Origin of the sequence: Caproiciproducens puteiluti, from assembly GCF_052442865.1 — a bacterium.
Lineage (GTDB): Bacteria > Bacillota > Clostridia > Oscillospirales > Acutalibacteraceae > Caproiciproducens.
Map to the genome: position 1 here is coordinate 566,373 of NZ_CP194790.1, position 24,303 is coordinate 590,675.

Here is a 24,303-nt window from a genome sequence, read left to right on the forward strand (position 1 = left end):
AATTAAGGAACCCGTAATGAACTTGAGAGTATAGAATGTACTTTCGGACGAAGTTGGTTGTCACTTTAAAAGACAACGAAAATACACGTTAGTGTATCGTATTTAGAGCTCTTCAAAAACTCTGAGTATTACGATATAAACGCCTTCGGGCGATTATATACAATATTTTAGAGAGTTTGATCCTGGCTCAGGACGAACGCTGGCGGCGTGCCTAACACATGCAAGTCGAACGGAATTAAGTTTAACACCGAACACTTAGTTTGGTGGAGACGCCTTACCGAGTGGTGGGTGTTGAGCTTAATTTAGTGGCGGACGGGTGAGTAACGCGTGAGTAACCTGCCTTTCAGAGGGGGATAACGTCTGGAAACGGACGCTAATACCGCATGACATATTTGGGCTGCATGGTCTGAATATCAAAGGAGCAATCCGCTGAAAGATGGACTCGCGTCCGATTAGCTAGTTGGTGAGATAAAGGCCCACCAAGGCGACGATCGGTAGCCGGACTGAGAGGTTGAACGGCCACATTGGGACTGAGACACGGCCCAGACTCCTACGGGAGGCAGCAGTGGGGGATATTGCACAATGGAGGAAACTCTGATGCAGCAACGCCGCGTGAGGGAAGACGGTTTTCGGATTGTAAACCTCTGTCCTTGGTGACGAAACAAATGACGGTAGCCAAGGAGGAAGCTCCGGCTAACTACGTGCCAGCAGCCGCGGTAATACGTAGGGAGCAAGCGTTGTCCGGATTTACTGGGTGTAAAGGGTGCGTAGGCGGCTCTGCAAGTCAGGCGTGAAATATATGGGCTTAACCCATAGACTGCGTTTGAAACTGTGGAGCTTGAGTGAAGTAGAGGTAGGCGGAATTCCCGGTGTAGCGGTGAAATGCGTAGAGATCGGGAGGAACACCAGTGGCGAAGGCGGCTTACTGGGCTTTAACTGACGCTGAGGCACGAAAGCATGGGTAGCAAACAGGATTAGATACCCTGGTAGTCCATGCCGTAAACGATGATTACTAGGTGTGGGGGGTCTGACCCCTTCCGTGCCGGAGTTAACACAATAAGTAATCCACCTGGGGAGTACGGCCGCAAGGTTGAAACTCAAAGGAATTGACGGGGGCCCGCACAAGCAGTGGAGTATGTGGTTTAATTCGAAGCAACGCGAAGAACCTTACCAGGTCTTGACATCCAACTAACGAAGCAGAGATGCATCAGGTGCCCTTCGGGGAAAGTTGAGACAGGTGGTGCATGGTTGTCGTCAGCTCGTGTCGTGAGATGTTGGGTTAAGTCCCGCAACGAGCGCAACCCCTGTGATTAGTTGCTACGCAAGAGCACTCTAATCAGACTGCCGTTGACAAAACGGAGGAAGGTGGGGACGACGTCAAATCATCATGCCCTTTATGACCTGGGCTACACACGTACTACAATGGCTGTTAACAAAGGGAAGCAAGACCGCGAGGTGGAGCAAAACCTAAAAAACAGTCTCAGTTCGGATCGCAGGCTGCAACCCGCCTGCGTGAAGTTGGAATTGCTAGTAATCGCGGATCATCATGCCGCGGTGAATACGTTCCCGGGCCTTGTACACACCGCCCGTCACACCATGGGAGCCGGTAATACCCGAAGTCAGTAGCCTAACCGCAAGGGAGGCGCTGCCGAAGGTAGGATTGGCGACTGGGGTGAAGTCGTAACAAGGTAGCCGTATCGGAAGGTGCGGCTGGATCACCTCCTTTCTATGGAGACATGAGCAGCTGAATAGGCTGGTCTAACATCCTAGGTCGGTTACGGAAGACGAAATTCGAATCGTTGTTTAATTTTGAAGGCCCCGGGCAGTGCCCGGTGACAATGGCCCGCCGCAGGAATGCAGCAGGAAATTGCCCCGGTGTGGCGGGACGGTAACAACCGGCTCCCGGCACAGAACTGCAAGAGAGCTTTCAGAGAAGTGGAAACAAGGGTAGAACACCTGAGTGAAGCTACCTTTATATGGGGGTTTAGCTCAGCTGGGAGAGCGCCTGCTTTGCAAGCAGGAGGTCAACGGTTCGATCCCGTTAATCTCCACCAGCGGCGAGTCGCCGCAGACAATTCGCGGGTAAGATTTGACGGAAACGTGAAATGAGTGCACGCGGAAAGAAGCGAAGACGAGCCAAAACAAAATGTGGCTAAGGGTGACAACCTGAACGCCGGAATATGGGCTTATAGCTCAGCCGGTTAGAGCGCACGCCTGATAAGCGTGAGGTCGGTGGTTCGAGTCCACTTAAGCCCACCACGGACACAGTCCGTTTTTGCCGCGCACAAAGCAAACTTGAAAGAGGAAGCGGAGTGCCCGCGTAACGGAGGAAGTCCTCAAAAATACATACGGTAGTTTGAATTCACTTCTGTGGAGGAAAGGGTATCGTGTGGAAAAGGTCGGCAGAAGGTAGAATCCGCGACAGAACGGGTCTTTTGATCTGGGAGCTGTCCCGCGATGAAACGGCCTGCGGCCGTGTACATTGAAAACTGAATAAAGAAGAAGCAGATATTAAGCGAGAAATAACTTGTTATTTTTAGATTTAAAATCTACAATTTCAAATTTTTAAAGAAGAACCAAGAAAAAACACATGGTCAAGCTACAAAGAGCGCAAGGGGAATGCCTTGGCACTGGGAGCCGATGAAGGACGCGACTAACTGCGAAAAGCTATGGGGAGCCGTAAGTGGGCATTGATCCATAGATATCCGAATGGAGCAATCCAACTGGAGTCATGTCCAGTTATCATACACTGAATTCATAGGTGTATGAGGGGAACCGCCTGAACTGAAACATCTAAGTAGGGCGAGGAAAAGACATCAAATGAGATTCCGCTAGTAGTGGCGAGCGAACGCGGAAGAGGCCAAACCGGGGGTAGCAATACTCCCGGGGTTCGGACAGCAATGTGGACGCAGGAATTTAGCAGAATGGCATGGGAAGGCCAACGAAACAGTGTGAGAGTCACGTATGCGAAAAAGGAAAGCGCCTAGCTGTATCCAGAGTACCGCCGGACACGTGAAACCCGGTGGGAATATGGGGGGACCACCCTCCAAGCCTAAATACTACCCAGTGACCGATAGTGAACAGTACTGTGAAGGAAAGGTGAAAAGGACCCCGGAAGGGGAGTGAAAAAGAACCTGAAACCTTGTGCTTACAAGCACCGAGAGCCCGTCAAAGGGTGATCGGGTACCTTTTGTAGAATGGTCCGGCGAGTGAATGTAACTGGCAAGGTTAAGTCCTTAAGGGATGGAGCCGCAGGGAAACCGAGTCTGAACAGGGCGTATGAAGTCAGTTGTATTCGACCCGAAACCGGGTGACCTACCCATGTCCAGGTTGAAGTGGGGGTAAAACCCCATGGAGGACCGAACCGACTCCTGTTGAAATAGTAGCGGATGAGGTGTGGGTAGCGGAGAAATTCCAATCGAACCCGGAGATAGCTGGTTCTCTCCGAAATAGCTTTAGGGCTAGCCTCGTATTAGATTACCGGAGGTAAAGCACTGAATGGTCTAGGGGCCGAAAGGCTACTGAAACCTATCAAACTCAGAATGCCGGATAATTGATGTACGGGAGTCAGACAGCGTGAGATAAGTTTCGTTGTCAAAAGGGAAACAGCCCAGACCCACAGCTAAGGTCCCAAAATATGGTTAAGTGGAAAAGGATGTGGGGTTGCACAGACAACCAGGATGTTGGCTTAGAAGCAGCCACTCATTAAAAGAGTGCGTAATAGCTCACTGGTCGAGTGACCCTGCGCCGAAAATTTAACGGGGCTAAATCATATACCGAAGCTTGGGATTCCGTAAGGAATGGTAGGAGAGCGTTGAATAAGGGGTGAAGTCAGAGCGGAAGCGCTGGTGGACTTTATTCAAGTGAGAATGCCGGAATGAGTAGCGAGAAATGTGTGAGAATCATATTGGCCGAAAGTCTAAGGTTTTTGGAGGAAGGTTCGTCCGCTCCAAGTAAGCCGGGAGCTAAGGTGAGGCCGAGAGGCGTAGCCGATGCACATACGGTGGAAATTCCGTAGCCGCCAAAAGATTTAAGTAAGAGGACACCTGCAAAGGGCATAACCCGGGCGATGGTTGACCCGGGCGTAAGGGACCGAAATTAGAGTAGGGAAGTATGCTTAGCGCAGGGCGAGAAAAGTCTTATGTATATCTTCGGCGCCCGTACCGCAAACCGACACAGGTAGATAGGAAGAGAATTCCAAGGCCAACGGGAGAAGGGTAGTTAAGGAACTCGGCAAATTGACCCCGTAACTTAGGGAAAAGGGGTGCCACAGCAATGTGGCCGCAGAGAATAGGCCCAGGCGACTGTTTAGCAAAAACACAGGTCTCTGCCAAATCGCAAGATGAAGTATAGGGGCTGACACCTGCCCGGTGCTGGAAGGTTAAGAGGAGATGTGCAAGCATTGAATTGAAGCCCCAGTAAACGGCGGCCGTAACTATAACGGTCCTAAGGTAGCGAAATTCCTTGTCGGGTAAGTTCCGACCCGCACGAATGGTGTAACGATCTGGGCACTGTCTCAATTACCCGCCCGGCGAAATTGTAGTACCGGTGAAGATGCCGGTTACCCGCGACAAGACGGAAAGACCCCATGGAGCTTTACTGCAGTTTAATATTGGGTTTCGGTAATTTATGTACAGGATAGGTGGGAGACTGCGAAGCAAGGGCGCCAGCCTTTGTGGAGTCGCTGTTGGGATACCACTCTTAAGTTGCTGAAATTCTAACCTGCGGCCGTGAATCCGGCCGGGGGACATTGTTAGACGGGCAGTTTGACTGGGGCGGTCGCCTCCAAAAGAGTAACGGAGGCGCTCAAAGGTCAGCTCAGCACGGACGGAAACCGTGCCTTTGAGTGTAAACGCGTAAGCTGGCCTAACTGCGAGGGTGACGGCCCGAGCAGTAACGAAAGTTGGAGTTAGTGATCCGGCGGTATGAGAGTGGAATTGCCGTCGCTCAACGGATAAAAGCTACCCTGGGGATAACAGGCTGATCTCCCCCAAGAGTCCACATCGACGGGGAGGTTTGGCACCTCGATGTCGGCTCATCACATCCTGGGGCTGTATTCGGTCCCAAGGGTTCGGCTGTTCGCCGATTAAAGTGGTACGCGAGCTGGGTTCAGAACGTCGTGAGACAGTTCGGTCCCTATCTGTCGTGGGCGCAGGATATTTGAGGAGAGCTGTCCTTAGTACGAGAGGACCGGGATGGACGCACCGCTGGCGCACCAGTTGTCATGCCAATGGCACAGCTGGGCAACTATGTGCGGATCGGATAAACGCTGAAAGCATCTAAGCGTGAAGCCGACTCCAAGATTAGATATCCCATAGCGTAAGCTAGTAAGGCCCCTTGAAGACTACAAGGTTGATAGGCTGCGTGTGTAAGTACGGTAACGTATTCAGCTTGGCAGTACTAATAGGCCGAGGGCTTGACCATATTTTTCTTGGCAACCCTCATTTCTCACTTCTGCTTCCTTCCCTTTATTCAGTTTTCAGTGTACAAATGTACCTGTGAAATGCAAAGAGCAGCGGATGAAAATCCGGAGCGTGCAGGCTCAACCTGCCATATGCACCATTAGCTCAGTTGGTAGAGCACCTGACTCTTAATCAGGGTGTCCCGGGTTCGAGTCCCTGATGGTGCACCATTAAGAAGTCGGAACGGGGGCTGGAGCCTCTGGCCTCTGCATCTGACTGTATGAAAGATATGGCCCGTTGGTCAAGCGGTTAAGACACCGGCCTCTCACGCCGATAACGGGAGTTCGATTCTCCCACGGGTCACCATTTTCTGTTCTATGGCATTCAGTTTTGTTTCCGCCGAGTCGGAGAATCGAACTCCGGTCTTCCACAGGAAAGCAAAGACAGAGATTCGAAGTGGCTGTCTGAGGTAATCGTCGCAGGCATATGCCGACTGCAAAGTCCTCCCACGGGTCACCATTTTCTGTTCTGCAGCAATTCGTTTTTGTTTCCGCCGAGTCGGAGAATTACAATTCAATAAGTTTAGTTGGTACTGATGACGGTGAGGGTCCACCCGTTCCCATCCCGAACACGGAAGTTAAGCTCACTGGTGCCGAAGATACTTGGCTGGTAACGGCCCGGGACAATAGGAAGGTGCCAACACAAATATTCCTCAATAGCTCAGCCGGTAGAGCATGCGGCTGTTAACCGCAGGGTCGTTGGTTCGAGTCCAACTTGGGGAGCCAGAGAAGACCATCAGTCGCAGGATTGGTGGTCTTTGTGTTTTACCCGTATATCCTGAAAGATTCAATCAGGGCGTCGGAAAATGCAGGCCGGATTGTTTTGGACCTTGGATCAAGGGGCGAGCATAACCTGGAGAGACGAAGGAATCACCTGTCGCAAGACGGGTGATTTTCTATTTTTTATGGCAACGTAACCAGGAGGGCGGCTTCTTGAAGGAAAGAGCAGTCATATTCTGCGAATTGCTTTTCTATTTGTAGTCCGCTCCATTTTCAACAGATGGAAGGGGTTTTGTGGAAAATCCGTGCAGCAGTTCCAAAGGAATTTTTAAAAATTCTGAAAGTCAAAGAACTTTGCCGACAATTAAAAGACATCTTAACAGCATTTCCAGTTGATTCCGCAACATGTTCGCGTTTCTCCCCCGTCGAAGGCGGGGGAGAAACCTATTTTGTCTTGCAAACTGAAATAAAATTGCTGTTAAGACGGCCTTTTCAGGCTAACTATAAATCATCATACTGCCTTTACAAAACTTGACAGACCCGGTCTGCTTCCCTATAATGAGGATAAAAAGAACAGAAAAAACATTTCTGCTGTAGTGACAATCATGGAAGCGATTGGAACCTATCAAATGATTTTAGAAAGGTATTATGGTTGATGAAATATACTCATATCGTTTTTGATGTTGACGGAACGCTGCTTGACAGTGAGGACGCGGTGCTTTTATCCTTTCAGAAGATGCTTTTTACCATACAGGGGAAAATGTATCCGCTGGAAGAGCTTCGGTTTTCCCTTGGAATCCCAGGGCATGACACGTTGGCCAGAATGAAGGTTGAGCCGCTCGAAGAGGCTTTCCGCATATGGGGAGAATATGAACTGGAGTTTTCCTATTCCATAAAACCATTCAAAGAAATCCCTTCAACGCTTTTACAGCTGAAAAAAAATGGGATTCAAATGGGCATTATTACGTCCCGGACGAGGGAAGAGTACGCGACGGTTGTTTCTTCTTTCGGGCTGGATCATTATTTTGAACACATTCTCTGTGCGGAGGATTCATCCGGACACAAGCCCGATCCGGCGCCGATGCTCAGATATATGGAGCTGTCCGGTGCGAGTAAGGAAAATGTGCTGTATATCGGGGACTCCGCTTATGACTGCAGATGCGCGCACGGGGCGGGTGTGGACTTTGCTTTGGCTTTGTGGGGCTGCCGCGCTCCGGAGGGCATTTCTCCGGAATATGCCCTGGAGAAGCCGGAAGATGTATTATCTTTATAAGAAAAATGAAGGGAACAGATTCCCTATGCAGTATGGCTTAAAGTTTAAGGAAAGCGTTGAGGTGCGGGTATGATTGGAATCATCGGGGCAATGTCGGTAGAAGTGGAAAATTTAATCGCGGTCATGACGGATAAAAGTACGCAGACAGTCAGTTCGGTGGTTTACTATATCGGGAGAATAGAGAATATCGACTGTGTTGTTGCCAAATGCGGCGTTGGAAAAGTTGCGGCGGCGGTCTGCACGCAGACCATGATTTTGAATTATCATCCCAGCGCGGTTATCAATGTCGGCGTTGCGGGCGGTATCGGCGCAAACATCCATATCGGCGATATCGTCGTATCAAGCGGGCTGGTGCAGCACGACATGGATACCACCGCTATTGGGGATGAAAAGGGCCTGATCAGCGGACTGAATATCGTCACCGTTCCCGCCAGCGCAAGGCTGGTTGATCTGGTGGTTTCCACCGCGAAGCAGATTTACGGTCAGGGCGTGCATGTCGGGGTGATCGCCACCGGGGACCAGTTTATCAGCAGCGGGGAAAAGCTGCGGGAAATCGCCCGGGACTTTCAAGCTTCCGCGTGCGAAATGGAAGGCGGGAGCATCGCGCAGGTATGCTACATAAACCATGTGGATTTCGTGGTCATCCGCGCCATCTCGGATAATGCCAATGAGGCGGCCAATATCGATTTTGCCGCTTTTGCTATTTCCTCCGCGCATAAAACCGCGGAGCTTATCACAAAAATATTACCCTCCATCTGAAAAAGAGGTGTAAGACATGAAGATCATCGACGTGTCGCGTGAGCTTTTTTCCGCACCGGTTTATCCGGGGGATCCGGAGCCTTACCGGGACCCCGTGCGCCGGATGGAGCTGGGGGACGTCTGCAATCTTTCAGGTTTTTACACGGGATGCCACAGCGCCACCCACGTTGACGCACCGCGCCATTTCATTGAGGACGGCGAGACGGTCGACCAGCTCGATTTGGCGCGGCTGACAGGCCCCTGTACCGTTGCAGAGGCAAGCGGTATCATTACCGGCTCCGATATTGACAATATCGTGCCGCATGCTCAGAAAATGATTCTGTTCAAGGGGCAGGCATTCCTGTCCCAAAGCGCCGCCTTCGCGCTGACGGCCGCAGGCGTTACCCTCGTGGGAACGGATGCGCTCAGCATCGAAACGGAAGAGGACGACTCCTTTCCCGCGCACAAAGAGCTGCTGGGGGCGGGCGTACTGGTTCTGGAGGGGCTGGACCTCTCCGCGGCGGAGCCCGGCGACTACCGGCTGATCGCCCTGCCGCTCCGCCTGGGCGGAGCGGAGGCTTCTCCGGTAAGGGCCGTCCTGCTTGAGAATGAAGGCGATTGTTTTTATGAATCCACAGATTCGGAAATTTGAAGAACTGACTGTTAATGCTTTTCCAGCTTTACAGACGGAACTGTTTGACGGTTGGGTTTTACGCTTTTCGGATGGGTTTAGTTATCGGGCGAACTGTATTTGCCCTCTTTATCCGTCGGAAATCAATCTGGAAAATAAAATCAAGCTATGCGAACAAAAATATGCTGCAAAAGGCTTGCCGGCGGTCTTTAAAATGACGGAAAACACACGGGATTTGGACGGAATCTTGGAACAACGAGGTTTCTCCATAGCGAAAAGCGTGGACCTTATGAGCGCTGCGATACCACCGGACTCTGACGCACATTGCTTGAACGGTGTGGAGGTATCAGAAAAAATAGATGAGGAATGGCTGAATGCGGCTGTCTGTTTTTCTGATATACACCATAAGGCCATGCAGAACATCCAAAAAAAGATTTTAAGGAAGATTGCGGGCAGGACTGTTTGCGTAAAGGTTAGGCAAGATAAAAGGGTGGTTGGATGCGGTTTGGGCGTCCTCGACGGCGGTTCTATCGGATTGTATGATATACGGGTGGATGAAAACCATCGCCGATTGGGATTCGGTACGCGTATTTGCAGGACTATTTTACAGGCCGGTAAAGCTGCGAATGGAATGGAAGCATATTTACAGGTGAGTTGTGAAAATCACAAGGCTATCAGCCTGTATCAGAAATTAGGCTTCCATGTGCTTTACCACTATTGGTTCAGAGTAAAGCGGACGGACAATTGTGTGGATATTATAGATTGACGGTTTTTTGTTTAAAATTTTCGTTCGCAAATAGCAAAGGCGGGAAATTGTAAAAATTTCCCGCCTTTGACCGTATCAAATTTAATAATACCGGAACACCGCGACGACTTTCCCGAGGATCAAAACGTCTTTCGTGTAGATCGGCTGGTAATCCGGATTTTCCGGCTGAAGGCGGATCCTGTCCTTTTCGCGGAACAGACGCTTCACCGTAGCCTCGTCTTCGATCAGGGCAACCACGATTTCCCCGTCGAGCGCGGTCGGCGTTTTCAGAGCGACGACAATATCGCCGTTCAGAATCCCGGAGTCCTTCATGCTTTCCCCTCGGACATTCAGCGCAAAATATTCTTCATCGCTGTGACGGGCGGGTGAGAAGGGGACATAGCCCTCCACCTCTTCGACAGCCAGAATCGGCTGGCCGGCGGCGACCTTTCCCACGATGGGGACCTGTATGGTGCTTTGTTCCCCCGCAAGGTGAATTGCGCGGTTCAGGCCCGCGTCACGGCTGATATACCCGGCGCGTTCCAACGTTTTCAGGTGAGCGTGTACGCTGGAGGTCGACTTCAGCCCGGTTGCGCTGCAGATTTCGCGCACAGTGGGCGGAAGCCCGTTTTCGGCCCGGCTTTTTAAATAGTCATATACTTTTTGCTGGCTTTTGGTTAACATTCCGCAGCCCTCCCGTGTATTTGGCTTCTGCAAATATTATAGCACATTTTTGAAAAAAATCAAACAAATGTTTGGAATATTAAAAATTCATAAGATATTCATAGCTATGTAACAACTGAATCCCGCCATGCGATATAATATAGACGTAATCAAGGATATGGAGCCGCACCATTACTTGATACATGTTCTACCCTCCTCAATATACCCCTCAAGCTAATGAAAAAGGACCTGGTCGAAATGGATTAGGTCTTTTTTCTTTTTTTATTTTTATGATAAAAATGTTATCCCCCGAATATAACGTTTGATTTATGGCCAAAATATATTCGGAGGTGGCACGAATGAGTAATTTACATCTGCTAAACAACAAATCACAAAAGAATAACTCCAAGGGATTTTATATCGCGCTTGGCGTGTGCCTGATTGCGGTTGGTGTTGCGGCTTGGACCACTTACGACAGCGTGGTCAACTATGCTTCTCCCGACGAAGGGGCGACAAGCAGCGCACAGGTGCAGCATACGAATGAAACGGTAAGCGGAATCAAGGTCTATACGGGAGACGAAACTTCTTCCGCAGAAGAGCCCGCCCAGTCGGAACCGGCAAAGGAAGAGCCGTCTAAGGCTCCGTCCCAGGCGCCGTCTGCTCCGCCGTCGTCCGCCGTACCGGCCAAGCAGACCGCAGCCAGCGTTCTGACCTTTGCCAGCCCGGTCGAGAAAAACGTCACGCTGAAATTCAGCGGAGAAAATCCCATTTTCTCAAATACGATGAAGGACTGGCGTGTGCACAACGGCACCGACTTTTCCGCTAAGGAAGGAACCGCCGTCAAGGCGGTCGCGAACGGCACGGTAAAGAATGTCTATACGGACGACCTTTACGGGCTGACGGCTGTGATTCAGCACGGAGATTACGAAACCTATTACTGCGGTTTGGCAGCGGCGAGCGTCAAAAAGGGAGCGGCCGTCAAACAGGGTCAGCAGGTCGGAACGGTCGGAACGGTTCCGTGTGAAAGCGCCGACGCATCTCATCTGCATTTATCAATGAAAAAGGGTGGAAAATATATCGACCCGCTTTCCATTATTAAATAACTCGCCCCCGACACTGTAAACGATTAGGGGCAAAATCACAGCTGCAGAATGAATGGTTCTGCAGCTTTTTTGTGATCTCCGTTTTTTTATTTGTGAAATCCGGCTTTCTGTGCTATAATAAGACCGAAAGTGGTGGATCCTACAAAAAATGTCGAATTTTTATTTAACACTTTGTTAATGATTTATACACTTTCTGTTACCACAACGGCAAGAAAATCAAACTATACTGAGTATGGTTGGAAAATACGTAATTCGGAAGGGAGGCACAGTATTGAAAGACAGGAACACAACCCTCGTATGCGTTACGGGTCAGCGTGACTGTGACAGACTGATTCGGGCCGGCAAAAAAATTGCCGAAGAGAGTTCCTCTTCTTTACAGGTACTCTGCGTGCAACCAACCTCTGCGGGATTTGAGACCAGCTGTGAAGAGCTCGAATATCTGCGTCAGACGGCGCGTGACGCACAGGCGGAAATGACCGTTTATTTTAACGACGAAGCGGCCTTGATCGCGGTAGGGTTTGTAAAACAAATCGGTGCGATCCATGTTGTAACGGGAATGGCGGAGGCACCGGTCAACGGATTTGTAGAAATGATCCACAAGCTTTTGCCCAAAATTCCGATCTCAATGGTGGCAAAAGACGGAACGATTTATAATATTTGTCCATCGGGAAAAAAACAGCAGACTGTTAAACTGGCAGTCCAGAATTAGTACATAGCCGGGCGCCGGGGATTACACTCCGGCGCCCTTTTTCTATGTTTGCCGCCCTTGTTTCGGTACTGAACGGCTGTAAGGGGCAGAAAGGACTTGCAAATTGTTACAAAAATGTTTATTATTATAAATACATTTGTTATTTTGAATTGCAGGGTGATTGTTTGTATAAGGCATGTATTTTTGATTTGGACGGAACGCTGGCCAATACGCTCGCTTCCATTGCCAATTTTGCCAACACCGCGATGGAGCGGTGCGGATACAGGCCGATTGAGGTGGAAAAATACAAGTATCTCGTCGGGAACGGAACGGACAGGCTGATGCACGCCATGCTTGACACTGCGCCGGGCGCGCAGGGATATACGGAAGACGACGTCCGCACAATGAGGCAGATTTACGATGAACTGTATGAAAACGATCCTACTTGTCTTGTCACGAATTACAGCGGGGTGCAGGATACGCTGAAAAAACTGAAAGCGAAGGGAATCCGCATGGCGGTGCTTTCCAATAAGCCGCACAACTGCACCACGGCGATTATCGACGCGCTGTTCCCGCAGGGAACCTTTGACCTGTGCTACGGACAGCGGCCGGAGGTGGCCCGCAAGCCTTCCCCGGAGGGCGCGCTGCTCATTGCGGACGGGCTTGCCGTCAGCCCGGAGGACATCCTCTACATCGGGGATACAAACACGGATATGAAAACCGGCGCTGCCGCGGGAATGGATACGGCGGGTGTCCTTTGGGGGTTCCGGTCCGAGAAGGAACTGAGAGAAAACAATGCGAAATATATCGTAGAGAGACCGGAACAAATTTATGAGATTGTTGCTGGCTGCATGAGGTGATTGATGAAGTGGCTGTTAAACCTTCTTAAGACCGAGAACCGGCTTGGCTTCCGGGTGGTAAAAACGGGGATCGCCGTTACCCTTTGTGTGGTGATTTCCGCCCTTTTAAAGCTGGACGAGCCCTTTTTCGCGGTCATTGCCGCCGTCATGACGATGGGAAAATCCATCGATGCTTCCATCAAAATGGGGAAGAACAAGCTGATCGGCGTGCTGATCGGCGCGGCGGTCGGCTATGGCTTTGTCATGCTCTCGCCCGGGAACGCCGGGCTGTGCGGAGTGGGGATTATCCTTACGCTGTATCTCTGCCATCTGTTTAAGCTGTATGGCGCGGCCACCCTGTCCTGCTTTGTGTTCGCTGCCATGATGTTCCGCATCGGCACCGCCCTTTCCTGTATTGCGGGCAGCGCGATCGGCATTGTGATCGCCATTCTTGTCAATCTGGTGATTATGCCGCCCAACTACGCCGAAGAAATCAAGAAATCCTTTGTCCATCTGCGCAGTCAGGTGGACCAGGCGATGGAGAGCGCCGCCTCGTTCTGGCAGATCGATACCTTTGCGGTGGACAGCGCGATCCAGAAGCTGAGCTACAATGTCAAAATGTACATTGCTCAGGCAAAATTCCTGCGCTGGAACGACGACGAGGTTTTCGGCATTTCCTGCAAAATCTCCACTTATGAGATGATACTGGACGAGCTGAAGGCGCTGGAAGTGATGGAGCTGACGGAAGATTCCGTAAAACCCGGCGGTGAAACGGAGATTGTTTACCGCTACCATATGGACAGGATGCAAAAGCTTTACGAACACGCGCTTTCCGAAACGGAGGAAGCCAATAAAAAATGACCTGTGAAGGTCATTTTTTTTGCTTATTTGATTGTTTTGGCTGCGGCGGACATCAGGGCGGAAGCGATCTGCCCGGCGGAACTGATGCCGCTTCTGGAATTTTCCACTACGACCGCGAACGCAAGCGGCGTTTTCTCGTTCGAGGAAAAGCCGACCATCCAGCCGTTCGGTTTTTTCCCGCCGCCCACCTCCGCCGTGCCGGTTTTGGCGCAGACGGCAAGGCCGGGGAACAGGCCGTCGCCGTAATAGCTTGAAACGTTGTAGCGCATATATTCTTTCAGCTTTTCCGCGGTGGCGGCTTTCAGAAGCCGGTCCCCCGTCCAGGTATGCCCGCTGCGGACGGTCAGGCCGAACGGAGCCGTAATGCCGCTGATAAGATAAGGCTTGACCGGTACGCCGTCGTTGGCAATCGCGCCCATCATCACCATCATGTGGAAGGGATTGGTCAGGTCGGTGTATTGCCCTACGCCCGACCAGCCCAGCTCATTGGCCGCGGCGCCGTCCACCTTATAAACGCTTTTGCTGGTGGAGATGCCGTCCAGGTCGAAGCTGCGGTTAAAGCCCATGGAGTTTGCCATCTCGGTCATTTTGTCCGCGCCAAGCTCAACGGCGATCTGTGCGAACGCCACGTTGGAGGATTTCGCCAGCGCGTTTTTAAAGCTGAGGGTGCCGTAGGAAGCGACATCGGTGATTTTATTGCCGTTAATGGTAATGCTGCCGTTGCATTCCCAGGTGCGGCTGTCCAGATCGGGAATGTTTTCAATCGCGGCGGCGGAAGTCACCACCTTGAAGATCGAGCCGGGGGTATAGGTGGAGGAGAGCACGCGGTCAAGATAGACCCCGTTGTATTTTCCCGTTTTGTCCGTATTCAGGTCCTTTGGGGGATTGGAGGGGTCGAAATTCGGCGTGCTGACCGAACAGAGCATTTCGCCGGTCTTGTAGTTGTAAAGGACGACCGCGCCGCTGCTGCTGCCCAGCTTTTGAAGCGCGAGCTTGCACAGCGCGCTGTCCAGCGTCAGCTTAATGTCGCTGCCCCCGCTTTTCCCCGTGGGGGAAGCCAGTCCGGTGATGGGATTGTACCCCGAAAGCTCGGAACGGTAGTTGTACTGGATTCCGGTGGAAATATAGCCGTTGCTGTCGCCTACGGTGTGCAGCATCGCGCGGCGGACGGTTTCGTCGCTGTTGTATACCCGCTTGCCGTTTTCGCTTTTGGCAAGCACGACGTTGTTCCGGTCAAGGATTTTTCCGCTGTTGGCGAGCTGGCCGCCGGTCGTCAGATGCTTGTTGAACGGCTGCATGGCCCAGCTGCCGCCCTCCGTGGCGAACCCGTACAAAAATACGCCGAGGCCGAACAAGAACGCCATGCCCAGGATATACAGGATTAAGGAACGGGAGCCTGTCGTTTTCATCAGCTTTTCCTCCTTGCCGCGTAGGTGCGCTCGTCGCTCGCCTTGATGAAGGCGAGCAGTCCCCAGACCGCCACCATACTGGAGCCGCCCAGACTGATAAAGGGCAGGGTGACGCCGGTCATGGGAAGTACGTCCGTCGCGCCGAAGACGTTCAGGCAGGTCTGGAACAGAAGCATGCCGCCCGCCGCGCACGACGATATGGAATAGAAGGTGGAACGGCTGCGCGTAACGTCCGAACGGGCGTAGAACATCAGAAACGCAAGCGTCAGCACAATCACAATTGCCAGCAGCAGGCCCAGCTCCTCACAGACCATGCCGAACACCAGGTCGCTGGTGGAAGCGAACACGCTTTTCAGCGAGCCGTTCCCGATCCCCAGCCCGAACAGTCCGCCGCTCGCGGAGTAGCTCAGCACGCGCGTCTGCTGGTAGCCGGATTCGTTCACATGCTCCCAGACGTGCCGCCATGCCTCGAACCGCTGCGCGACATAGGGCTTGAATTTTAAGATCAGGAAAGCGCCGAACACCGCGACCGCGCAGATCAGCGCGATAGTGCGCACGCTTCCGGAACGCATAAAGGCAATAATGAGAAAGGTCACGAAAAAGACACAGGCGGTGCCGAAATCGCGCATCAGGAACAGCGCGCCCATGCATACGGCGGAAAACCCGATAAATCCCGTCAGGTTCTTTGCCGTCTGCAGCCTGTCCAGCGTGGAGGTGCCGACAAAGATAAAGGCGATTTTAATAAACTCCGACGGCTGTACGCTGACGGGGCCCAGGCTGATCCAGTTGCGGGCGCCGTTGTGTTCGCGGGCCAGCACAAGGTTGGCGGCAAAAAGCAGGACGGCAAAGATCCCGATTGCCAGACGCCAGCGCATCACCCGGTCAAGATCGCTGAGGAACCAGATCATGATGCAGAACAGAAGGACGCCCCCGAAGAGCGCGCCGAGCTGCACATAGGTGTTTTTCACGCCGGTGCCGGAGATCAAAAGGATGCCGATTCCGCTCAGCAGAAACGCGATGGTTTCCAGCTCGAAGCTGACGTGCCCCAGCCCCTTCATGGAAAACAGGTACAGCAGCCATTCCATTGCGAAGATCGCGCCGAACGGCACAGCGGGCAGGTAACTGAATTTCCCGCCCCCGAAGCACGCCTGTACGCACAGGAGCAACTGGATCAGGGTTGTGGCGGTCAGCAGCCCGGCGGGGGACGCGGCGTGCCGTACCTTACGCTTCGTCTGCTTGCTGTTTTTGATATCGCTTGTCCGCTTCAGCATCAGCGCGGTGGAGCCCATGGCGATGGAATCACCCGGCAGGATCTGCATCCGGTCCTTCACCTTTGTGCCGTTGACAAAGGTGCCGGATTTCGAGCCGGTGTCGGTGACGATCCAGCCGCTTTCCCGGCGCATCAGCACCGCGTGGTCGCGGCTGACGGTGGGGTCGTGCAGAACAATGTCGCAGCTTTTGCTGCGCCCGAGCGAATTTTCCCAGTACAGCACGGGGATGACTTCGTGGGATACCATGTCCTCCAGAATCACAACGGGGTCTTCTTTCCTGCGCCCGCGTTTCATGGACGTAAAGCATTTGCTGATCACGAGTATGGAAATCAGCGGTACAAGGATTCTGAAAATATATAGCACCAAATTGATGATGTTTTGAATAACAGGATTGTTCAGCGCCAAAAAAACGCCTCCTTCCGGTTGGCGGGGAAATATCCGCCTGAGGATAGTATTTCCTTTTCTATTATACAATTATTTACCGGCAAAGTAAACGGAGGGAACACACCGTTCCCTCCGCCGTTTCTCAGTTATTCCGTTATCCCCAGTTCCCGCATGAATTTCAGAAGCCCCGCTTCAAAGTGGACGCCGTACCGCGGGTCGGTTCCGGCTTCCCTTGTGCGCCGGATGCATCCGGCGGTAAAGTCGACCGCAGTCTGCAGGGCGATATCCAGCTCCATGCCGTTCAGAAGCCCGGACAAAAGCGCGCTGGCAAAGATATCCCCCGTACCGTAGTAATTTCCCCTGATCTTTTGCGAGAACGCGTAGCTGACCGCGTCCGTGTTCCGGTTGTACCCCGCCGCGCCCAGAAGGTCCGGGCTGAACCAGACCCCGGTGATGACGACCTGACGCGGGCCCAGTCCGCTCAGACGCCGCAGCAGGTTTTCAACGTAATCGCGCGTGTAGGGGCCTTCGCGGTACTTTTCGCCCAGCAGAAACGCCGCTTCCGTGAAATTCGGCACGATCAGGTCGGCCTTTCTGCACAGGTTCACCATTCCCTCGGCCATTTTGGGGGTAATGGTCCGGTACAGCTCGCCGCCGTCCGCCATCACGGGATCAACCATAATAAAGGTATTCTCCGTTTTGAAAGTATCGAAAAAATCCGATACGATCGAAATCTGTTCATACGATCCCAAAAAGCCGCTGTAAAGCGCCTCAAAGCTCAGGCCAAGCTGTTCCCACTGCTTTTTGAACCCGGGCATATCGTCCGTCAGGTCGCGGTAGGTAAAACCCTCCAGATCCCCCGTATGGGAGGAAAGCACGGCGGTCGGGACGGGGCAGACTTCGATTCCCGCGGCGGAAAGAATAGGAAGTGCAACCGTAAGGGAACATTTCCCGAATCCGGAGATATCGTGAATCGCTGCGATTCTTTTTTGTTTGTTCATTCGATCACCTCACAAGTATTACATTAATCATATGGAAATCCGGGGTGAAAAATGTAAAGCCGCAGAAAATCACAGCATTAAATTTTATTGGCAACCTCGCCCGCATGCTTGTAAATGCTCCTTGCGGGAATGAAGCCGCGCACCATGGAAAGCGGGTAGACGGTGCTGTCCTTACCCACGACGGTGCCGGGGTTCAGGACGGAGTTGCAGCCGACTTCCACGCGGTCGCCCAGCATCGCGCCGATCTTTTTCAGCCCGGTTTCGATGCGGTCGCCGTCCGCGCTGATGACCACGAGCGTTTTGTCCGATTTGATGTTGGAGGTAATGGAGCCCGCGCCCATGTGGGATTTGTAGCCGAGAATGGAGTCGCCCACATAGTTGTAGTGGGGAACCTGAACGCTGTCGAACAGGATGACGTTTTTCAGCTCCGTGGAGTTGCCCACGACGCATCCGGCGCCCACAAGGGCGCTGCCGCGGATAAACGCGCACTGCCTCACCTCGGTGTTCGGCCCGATAATCGCTGGTCCGTTGATATAGGCGGAATCAAATACCCTTGCGGTTTTCGCAATCCATACGTTCTCGCCGCGCCGATCGTATTCCTCAGCCGGAAGCGTCGGTCCCAGCTTTAAGATAAACTCGCTGATTTCCGGAAGCGCTTCCCAGGGGTAAGTCAGTTTGCTAAGCAGCGGGGCCGCGGCGGTGTGGGTCAGATCATACAGACAATGAATGGATACTTTGTCAGTCATTCTAAAATGCTCCTTCGTTTCTGTTTAATAAATCCATTATATTTTCATTTCACCGCCAGGTCAATCATAGAAGGTCATTTTATGAGCTTTTTTATTTTCAGCAGGTCGCCGGTCTGCAGGCTGCGCCCGCTTCTGTCCGCGCCGCTTCCGTCGCTGATCTTTGCCGCTTCCAGATACGGCCCGGAGAGGGACGGCGTATCCCCCGCGCCCGTTTGGGTAAAGTATTCGTACAGCAGGCGGCAGTCGTAGTCCGTCACGGTCCCGGAGCCGTCCAGATCGCCGGGGATGACCGCGATGTAGGCGCCGGCCGTTTTGTCGCCCTGCATGGTGACGATGGTCTGGCCCGTGCCGATATTTCCACTTTTTATTTCTTTTTTGTCCGCCGTAAAAACGCGAAGACTCTGGTCCGGATTGATTTCGGCTATCTCGCTTTGAAGGGCTTCCAGCGTTACCGGGCCGGGGAAATCGTAATTTTCCATGACGGGCGGGAGGCTGACGGGAATTTCATCGGAAGGGGAGGAGGACGGCGAAGAGCTGACGGGGTCCGGGGCGCCGGATTGCGGCGCCGAAGAGTCCGGCGCTTCGGAAGAAGGAGAGCTGGATTCCGGGTCGGGGGGCTCGGCGGTGATGGTTTCATCGTTACGGCCGTTAAACAGAAAGAAGGACGCCGGCGTGCCTGCGTCCGGCTGCTCACCGCAGGGGACAGTGACAAGCGTTACCCTTCCCTGCGCGTCCGCGCTGAAATCCCGTGAAAAGTCACAGCTGACATTCAGAATATTGTTGACAATACATTTGCCGTTGTTTAAATCAAGACGCCCGATTACCGCGCAGTTCGCGACACTGGGGGACATTCCGGCAAGATACAGGTAATTTCCGGACAGACAGGCGGCTTCATATACGAATTTAATAGTGGTCGGTACCCGAACAGAGCTGTAATCAAGGTCCCCGTTGCTGTCAAGGAGCGCGGCACGGGTGGAGGAGGCGTAGGAGCTGATCAATACGAAGCCTGTTTCCGGCCTGCGGAAAAACCGCTGGTTGTCCGGATAATACAGGTCGGAATCGATTGTACTGATGTCGGGATAATCCTCCGCGTAGCAGGACAGGGCGGCGATCATCGGCATCAGAGCCGCGGCGCACACGCATATGATGCAGAGCATAAGACGTTTTTTTCGGCGGTCTCCCATATTTCTACACTCCTCGACATTTAATTTCATAACAGCATTATACAAAATATGGAAGAAGGGGAGGAATAATGTGAAATTTTTTCAACGAATCCGTATAAAAATAAAACAGGAACCGGCGTGCACCGGTTCCTGTTTTTGGGGAGGAGTTGTATTGAAAAGGTCGTGACAAATCTTTGCCACAGTCTTGTAATCAGATCGGATACGGTCCCATTTCTTAGTTCCGTGATTTTATTATAGTACCCGTGTTTCCAAGTGTCAATCACTTCACAATCGATTTGTCAAGAATCTCTTTATTGTATAAAACGTAGTTTTTTGTTGGTGCAATTTAGTTATTATTGACGATAAATTTTCGTTAATTATCGAAAAAGCATCATGCGGAATTTTTATGACCGTTATTTGACTAATCCTGGACGCCGGGAATCTTCGGCAGAGAATCGAATCCGGGCTGCAGATCCGCGTCCGTTGGGATGTAATCCGTCATGGTGTGCTCCAGATAAGCGGTGTACGCGGCCATGTCGAAATAGCCGGTTCCGGTCAGTCCGAACAGGATGGTTTTTTCCTCGCCGGTCTTTCTGCATTTGACGGCTTCGTCCATCGCGCAGCGGATGGCGTGCGCGCTTTCCGGGGCGGGCAGAATGGTCTCCAGCTTGGCGAACTGTACGGCGGCGTCAAATACCTTGGTCTGTTCCGCGGAGCGCGCCTCGTCGAGGTAGCCGTCGTGGTACAGCTTGGAGATGATCGGAGACATGCCGTGGTAGCGCAGGCCGCCCGCATGGTTCGGCGAGGGGATGAAGCCGCTGCCTAGCGTATACATTTTCGCCAGCGGGGTGACCTTGCCGGTGTCACAGAAATCGTAGGCATAGCGGCCCCGGGTCAGGGAGGGGCAGGAGGCGGGCTCCACGGCGATAAAATACGGGTTCTTTCTGCCGAGCAGCTTATCCTGCATGAACGGCGCGATCAGCCCACCGAGGTTGGAACCGCCGCCCGCGCAGCCGATGACGATATCCGGGTATTCGCCGAGCAGCTCCATTGCCTTTTTGGATTCCAGGCCGATGATCGACTGGTGCAGCAGCACCTGGTTCAGCACCGAGCCCAGGACATAGCGGCAGTTGGATGTCGTCGTAGCCTTTTCGATCGCCTCCGAGATCGCGCAGCCGAGGCTGCCGGTCGTATCAGGGTCCATTTCAAGAATGGCTCGGCCGACCTGAGTGGTGGAGCTGGGACTGGCGACCACGTTGGCGCCGAAGGTCTGGATAATCGCCTTGCGGTACGGCTTCTGCTGAAAGGAGGCCTTTACCATGAAGACGTCCAGATCGATTCCGAAATAGGCGCACGCTTCCGCCAGCGCGGTACCCCACTGGCCGGCGCCCGTTTCGGTCGTCAGGCCGGTCAGACCCTGCTTCTTCGCGTAGTAAACCTGGGCCACGGCGGAATTGAGCTTATGGCTGCCGGAGGTGTTGCCGCCCTCAAATTTATAATAGATTTTCGCCGGCGTATCCAGATATTTTTCAAGCGCATAGGCCCTGTTGAGCGGGGAGGGACGGTACGCCCTGTAAACATCCAGAATCTCTTCCGGAATATCGATATAGGGGGTGGTGCTGTCCATTTCCTGCTTTGCCAGATCCTCGCAGAAAATGGGGTAAAGCTCCTCGGTGCGGATGGACTTTAAGGTGCCGGGGTTCAGCATCGGGTCCGGCAGGGATTTCATGTCCGCGCGAAGATTGTACCATTGCGTGGGCATCTGCTCCTCGGATAAGATCATTCTGTGCGGGATGTTTTTCATGATGATTCTCCTTTCAGATCAAAAATAGTATGGACGAAAAAGAGTATAAAAAATCGCTCTTGCCCCTAAAACTTAGGGACAAGAGCGATTGCTCCTGCGGTACCACCCAGATTGCGCGAAAGCGCCTCTTTTTCCGCGCACCAGCATGCGCGCTCCCTTGGTAACGGGCGGAGTTCCCGTCAGCGGCTACTTGTTTCCTTTCGCGCTGCCCTCGTAAGTCCATTCGGCAGGCCCTGCCGTACCGCAATCACACCGCCTGCGGCTCTCTTCCGGCGCTTTGCCTGTTTACTACTCTTACTCATCGGTTTCGTATCTTTTGCACTATTATATTCGGGTATCTGCGCCTTGTCAAGCATTGTTTCAAAATTCCGCGGATTTTTGCCGGTATTGTATTTGTGAGGGTATAATGCTAAAATAATGGGATGAATAAGGGTGGCGGAATCCATTCGATTTTACGGGGGAGAACATGGATATTAAAAAGAACGAAATTGTGGATATGGAAATAACGGGCTATACCGCGGAGGGAAACGGCGTCGGCCGCTATCGGGACATTGCGGTGTTTGTGCCGCTCGCGGCGGCGGGGGACAGGCTTCGCGTAAAAATACTGAAAACGGCAAAAACCTATGCGTTTGGCCGTATCGATAAAATCGTGACCGCTTCAAAGGATCGGGTTCCGCTTGACTGCGCCCAGTTTGCGCAGTGCGGGGGCTGCGTGTACCGCCATATCAGCTATCAGGCGGAGCTGGAGGCGAAGCAGCAGCGCGTGCGGGACGCCCTCGAGCGCATCGGCGGCTTTCATGGGCTGGAAATCCGGCCGATTGTCGGCGCGGAAAACCCTGACCGTTACCGCAACAAAACGCAGCTTCCCATCGGGCGCGGCCCGGGGAACGAGGTGCGGATGGGCTTTTTCGCCAGCCACAGCCACCGCATCATCCATTGTTCGGAGTGCCTTTTGCAGCCGGATGAGTTTACCGCCGCCATGGAGGCTTTTCAGGAGTGGGCGCGCCAGAGCGGAGAGGATATTTATGACGAGGAAACCGGCAAGGGAAGGCTGAGGCACCTGTACCTGCGCCGCGCGGGCGCGACAGGGGAAGTGATGGTCTGTGTGGTCGTCAACGGCAACGGGGTGCACTTTGAACCGGAGCTGGCGGAAATGCTGAGGAAAAAGGTGCCGGGCCTAAAAAGCGTCATCATCAATGTGAACCGGGAACGCACGAATGTGGTCCTGGGACAGAAATGCCGTACCGTCTGGGGCAGCGATTTTATTACGGATACGCTCTGTGGTCTGCATTTCCATATTTCTCCCATGTCGTTTTATCAGGTCAACCGTGACCAGGCGGAGCGGCTCTATACGCTTGCGGGCGAATATGCCGGCCTGACCGGGAAGGAAACTTTGCTGGACCTTTACTGCGGGACCGGCACCATCGGCCTTTCCATGGCGAAAAACGCCGCGCATGTCGTCGGTGTGGAGATCATTGAGCAGGCGGTGGAGGACGCGAAAAAGAACGCGGAGCTGAACGGAATCACCAACGCGGAGTTCCTTTGTGCGGACGCCGCGAAAGCCGCGTCGATGCTGAAAAACCGCGGGACCCGCCCCGACGTGGTGGTCCTCGATCCCCCGCGCAAGGGCTGTGACGCTTCCCTGATCGATACCGTCGCCGCCATGGCACCGCAGCGCGTCGTCTATGTTTCCTGCGACCCCGCCACCCTTGCGCGTGACCTGAAGCTCTTCGCGCAGAAGGGCTACGAGCCCAAGGCCGTTACACCCGTAGACATGTTCCCCCGAACTGCGCATGTGGAGACGGTCGTGTTGATGTCACGCAAAGATAAATAATAGGCTGTAAATAGCTTGAAATCAAAGGTTTCCAGACTTTCGGTAACAATCACCGATTGATGGAAACCTTATTTTTTTATCTTTCAACAGTAGCCCGGAGTAAAAAGCATTGTTGGGTTGAGGCTATAGAACTGCTTTTTATCCTGCGAGACAAGGGAACTACTGTTTTGGCATAGGGTTGAAACTAGAGAACTGTTGTTTAATGAACATAGTGAAAGGCAGTAGCCCTATTACAGAACTACTGCCTATTTATGTTATTTTGCTAAATCATCCCTGCTAATATGTTGTTGTAGAATTGTTCTCATACGCTTGATCATATCGTTAACCGATGACTGTGGCTTATTAATAAGGTTTGCGATGGTACGCTGTGACTTTCCGTCATAAAGCATTTCAAAGATTGGTGCTAGCTCTGGAGCCTTCTTGCGAAGGTTTTCAAGAAGATCTTCAAAGAGAATAGCTGTTAGGATTATTTCGCACTGATTAGCAGCTGGGTCCTCGAATTCAAGCTCTGTTTCCTCGAAGAAAGATTCAAGCGAAAGCGGAGCTCCATCCTTCATCTTCTTGCAGACCTTACAGTCCATTTCGCAGCGTTTGAGCCTTCCCTTGCCATCGCTCACAATGCAACGGCGACTGCGTTCTTCACGTTTCATTTCTGCCCAAATGGGACGCATGTAAGTAAGATAAAGTTCTTCGTCATCTGTAGGGATCATTATAGCTGATACTATTTTGTTTCCGATTTTTGCGGGTACCACATCTTCTTTTTTTATGCCGAAATCTCTGATTGTCTCTGGTGTTACTTCCATAGGGATAAGGTACTGCTGTTTTTTGTTATTCTTTGACATGTGTTTGTCTCCGTCATCTGCCTGGGGTTTGAACATGGCGAGGAGACAACACTTATAAGGGCGGCGAAATGTTAAGCAAAAAGGGCGTAACAAATCGGACGGGGACCTTACTTCTTTTCAACAACTT

The 24,303-nt window shown here is 52.5% G+C and carries 17 protein-coding genes, 5 tRNA genes and 3 rRNA genes; 17 read left to right on the forward strand and 8 right to left on the reverse strand.

What is annotated here, in order from left to right; all coding sequences use genetic code 11:
• Positions 1 to 164 precede the first annotated feature (164 nt).
• The 12 genes from ACRQU7_RS02790 to ACRQU7_RS02845 all read left to right on the forward strand — a co-directional run bounded on the left by ACRQU7_RS02790 (position 165) and on the right by ACRQU7_RS02845 (position 9,589).
• Positions 165 to 1,726 (forward strand): 16S ribosomal RNA (locus ACRQU7_RS02790).
• Between the two features lie 252 nt (positions 1,727 to 1,978).
• Positions 1,979 to 2,054 (forward strand) — tRNA-Ala (locus ACRQU7_RS02795).
• Positions 2,055 to 2,182: 128 nt separating this feature from the next.
• Positions 2,183 to 2,259, forward strand: a tRNA-Ile gene (locus ACRQU7_RS02800).
• A gap of 333 nt (positions 2,260 to 2,592) precedes the next feature.
• Positions 2,593 to 5,424: ribosomal RNA gene (locus ACRQU7_RS02805) — 23S ribosomal RNA — on the forward strand.
• Positions 5,425 to 5,556: 132 nt separating this feature from the next.
• Positions 5,557 to 5,632, forward strand: a tRNA-Lys gene (locus ACRQU7_RS02810).
• 61 nt (positions 5,633 to 5,693) lie between these two features.
• Positions 5,694 to 5,768, forward strand: a tRNA-Glu gene (locus ACRQU7_RS02815).
• A 219-nt stretch (positions 5,769 to 5,987) separates the two neighbouring features.
• A 5S ribosomal RNA gene (rrf, locus tag ACRQU7_RS02820) occupies positions 5,988 to 6,104 on the forward strand.
• The 16S, 23S and 5S rRNA genes sit together here with 5 tRNA genes alongside, the layout of an rRNA operon.
• Positions 6,105 to 6,111: 7 nt before the next feature.
• Positions 6,112 to 6,187: transfer RNA gene (locus ACRQU7_RS02825), tRNA-Asn, on the forward strand.
• 649 nt (positions 6,188 to 6,836) lie between these two features.
• Positions 6,837 to 7,454 (forward strand): HAD family hydrolase, encoded by a 618-nt coding sequence (locus ACRQU7_RS02830; RefSeq protein ID WP_444643517.1) that lies wholly within the window; start codon positions 6,837 to 6,839, stop codon positions 7,452 to 7,454.
• Positions 7,455 to 7,523: 69 nt separating this feature from the next.
• Entirely contained in the window at positions 7,524 to 8,213 is a 690-nt protein-coding gene (locus ACRQU7_RS02835; protein ID WP_444643519.1) for a 5'-methylthioadenosine/adenosylhomocysteine nucleosidase, read from the forward strand.
• 16 nt (positions 8,214 to 8,229) lie between these two features.
• On the forward strand, positions 8,230 to 8,844 hold the full coding sequence (locus tag ACRQU7_RS02840; RefSeq protein WP_444643521.1) for a cyclase family protein: 615 nt from the start codon (positions 8,230 to 8,232) through the stop codon (positions 8,842 to 8,844).
• Entirely contained in the window at positions 8,819 to 9,589 is a 771-nt protein-coding gene (locus ACRQU7_RS02845) for a GNAT family N-acetyltransferase (RefSeq protein ID WP_444643523.1), read from the forward strand. The genes ACRQU7_RS02840 and ACRQU7_RS02845 overlap by 26 nt, the downstream gene beginning before the upstream one ends.
• 81 nt (positions 9,590 to 9,670) lie before the next feature.
• Here ACRQU7_RS02845 and lexA read toward each other — a convergent pair whose 3' ends face one another.
• Positions 9,671 to 10,252, reverse strand: a complete 582-nt coding sequence (lexA, locus tag ACRQU7_RS02850) for a transcriptional repressor LexA (protein ID WP_444643525.1) — start codon at positions 10,250 to 10,252, stop codon at positions 9,671 to 9,673.
• 338 nt (positions 10,253 to 10,590) lie between these two features.
• Here lexA and ACRQU7_RS02855 point away from each other — a divergent pair, with 338 nt between their 5' ends.
• The 4 genes from ACRQU7_RS02855 (at position 10,591) to ACRQU7_RS02870 (ending at position 13,722) form a co-directional block, all read left to right on the forward strand.
• Positions 10,591 to 11,334, forward strand: a complete 744-nt coding sequence (locus tag ACRQU7_RS02855; protein ID WP_141827069.1) for a M23 family metallopeptidase — start codon at positions 10,591 to 10,593, stop codon at positions 11,332 to 11,334.
• Positions 11,335 to 11,605: 271 nt separating this feature from the next.
• On the forward strand, positions 11,606 to 12,043 hold the full coding sequence (locus ACRQU7_RS02860) for a hypothetical protein (RefSeq protein WP_243122564.1): 438 nt from the start codon (positions 11,606 to 11,608) through the stop codon (positions 12,041 to 12,043).
• 164 nt (positions 12,044 to 12,207) lie between these two features.
• The gene (locus tag ACRQU7_RS02865) at positions 12,208 to 12,882 is read left to right on the forward strand and encodes an HAD family hydrolase (protein WP_444643528.1); all 675 of its coding nucleotides are present in this window, start codon (positions 12,208 to 12,210) and stop codon (positions 12,880 to 12,882) included.
• Between the two features lie 3 nt (positions 12,883 to 12,885).
• Positions 12,886 to 13,722, forward strand: coding sequence for an FUSC family protein (locus tag ACRQU7_RS02870; protein WP_141827072.1), 837 nt, complete (start codon positions 12,886 to 12,888; stop codon positions 13,720 to 13,722).
• Positions 13,723 to 13,745: 23 nt separating this feature from the next.
• Here ACRQU7_RS02870 and ACRQU7_RS02875 read toward each other — a convergent pair whose 3' ends face one another.
• The 6 genes from ACRQU7_RS02875 to ACRQU7_RS02900 all read right to left on the reverse strand — a co-directional run bounded on the left by ACRQU7_RS02875 (position 13,746) and on the right by ACRQU7_RS02900 (position 21,500).
• Positions 13,746 to 15,131: a penicillin-binding transpeptidase domain-containing protein gene (locus tag ACRQU7_RS02875; protein WP_444643531.1), complete on the reverse strand. Its 1,386-nt coding sequence runs from the start codon at positions 15,129 to 15,131 to the stop codon at positions 13,746 to 13,748.
• A complete protein-coding gene (locus ACRQU7_RS02880) occupies positions 15,131 to 16,807 on the reverse strand; it encodes an FtsW/RodA/SpoVE family cell cycle protein (RefSeq protein ID WP_444643533.1) in 1,677 nt (558 codons plus the stop codon). Before ACRQU7_RS02880 ends, ACRQU7_RS02875 begins: the two co-directional genes overlap by 1 nt.
• Positions 16,808 to 16,932: 125 nt before the next feature.
• The gene (locus ACRQU7_RS02885) at positions 16,933 to 17,787 is read right to left on the reverse strand and encodes a pyridoxamine kinase (protein ID WP_141827074.1); all 855 of its coding nucleotides are present in this window, start codon (positions 17,785 to 17,787) and stop codon (positions 16,933 to 16,935) included.
• A 77-nt stretch (positions 17,788 to 17,864) separates the two neighbouring features.
• Entirely contained in the window at positions 17,865 to 18,533 is a 669-nt protein-coding gene (locus ACRQU7_RS02890; RefSeq protein WP_444643535.1) for an acyltransferase, read from the reverse strand.
• Between the two features lie 74 nt (positions 18,534 to 18,607).
• Complete coding sequence (locus tag ACRQU7_RS02895) at positions 18,608 to 19,717, reverse strand: hypothetical protein (protein ID WP_444643537.1); 1,110 nt, start codon at positions 19,715 to 19,717, stop codon at positions 18,608 to 18,610.
• A 400-nt stretch (positions 19,718 to 20,117) separates the two neighbouring features.
• Positions 20,118 to 21,500 (reverse strand): TrpB-like pyridoxal phosphate-dependent enzyme, encoded by a 1,383-nt coding sequence (locus tag ACRQU7_RS02900; protein WP_444643539.1) that lies wholly within the window; start codon positions 21,498 to 21,500, stop codon positions 20,118 to 20,120.
• 466 nt (positions 21,501 to 21,966) lie between these two features.
• On the opposite strand from ACRQU7_RS02900, the gene rlmD reads away from it, so the two are divergent.
• A complete protein-coding gene (gene rlmD, locus ACRQU7_RS02905; RefSeq protein WP_444643541.1) occupies positions 21,967 to 23,334 on the forward strand; it encodes a 23S rRNA (uracil(1939)-C(5))-methyltransferase RlmD in 1,368 nt (455 codons plus the stop codon).
• A gap of 254 nt (positions 23,335 to 23,588) precedes the next feature.
• On the opposite strand, the gene ACRQU7_RS02910 is transcribed toward rlmD, so the two are convergent.
• Positions 23,589 to 24,176, reverse strand: a complete 588-nt coding sequence (locus tag ACRQU7_RS02910; RefSeq protein ID WP_444643543.1) for an RNA polymerase sigma factor — start codon at positions 24,174 to 24,176, stop codon at positions 23,589 to 23,591.
• Positions 24,177 to 24,303: the final 127 nt, after the last annotated feature.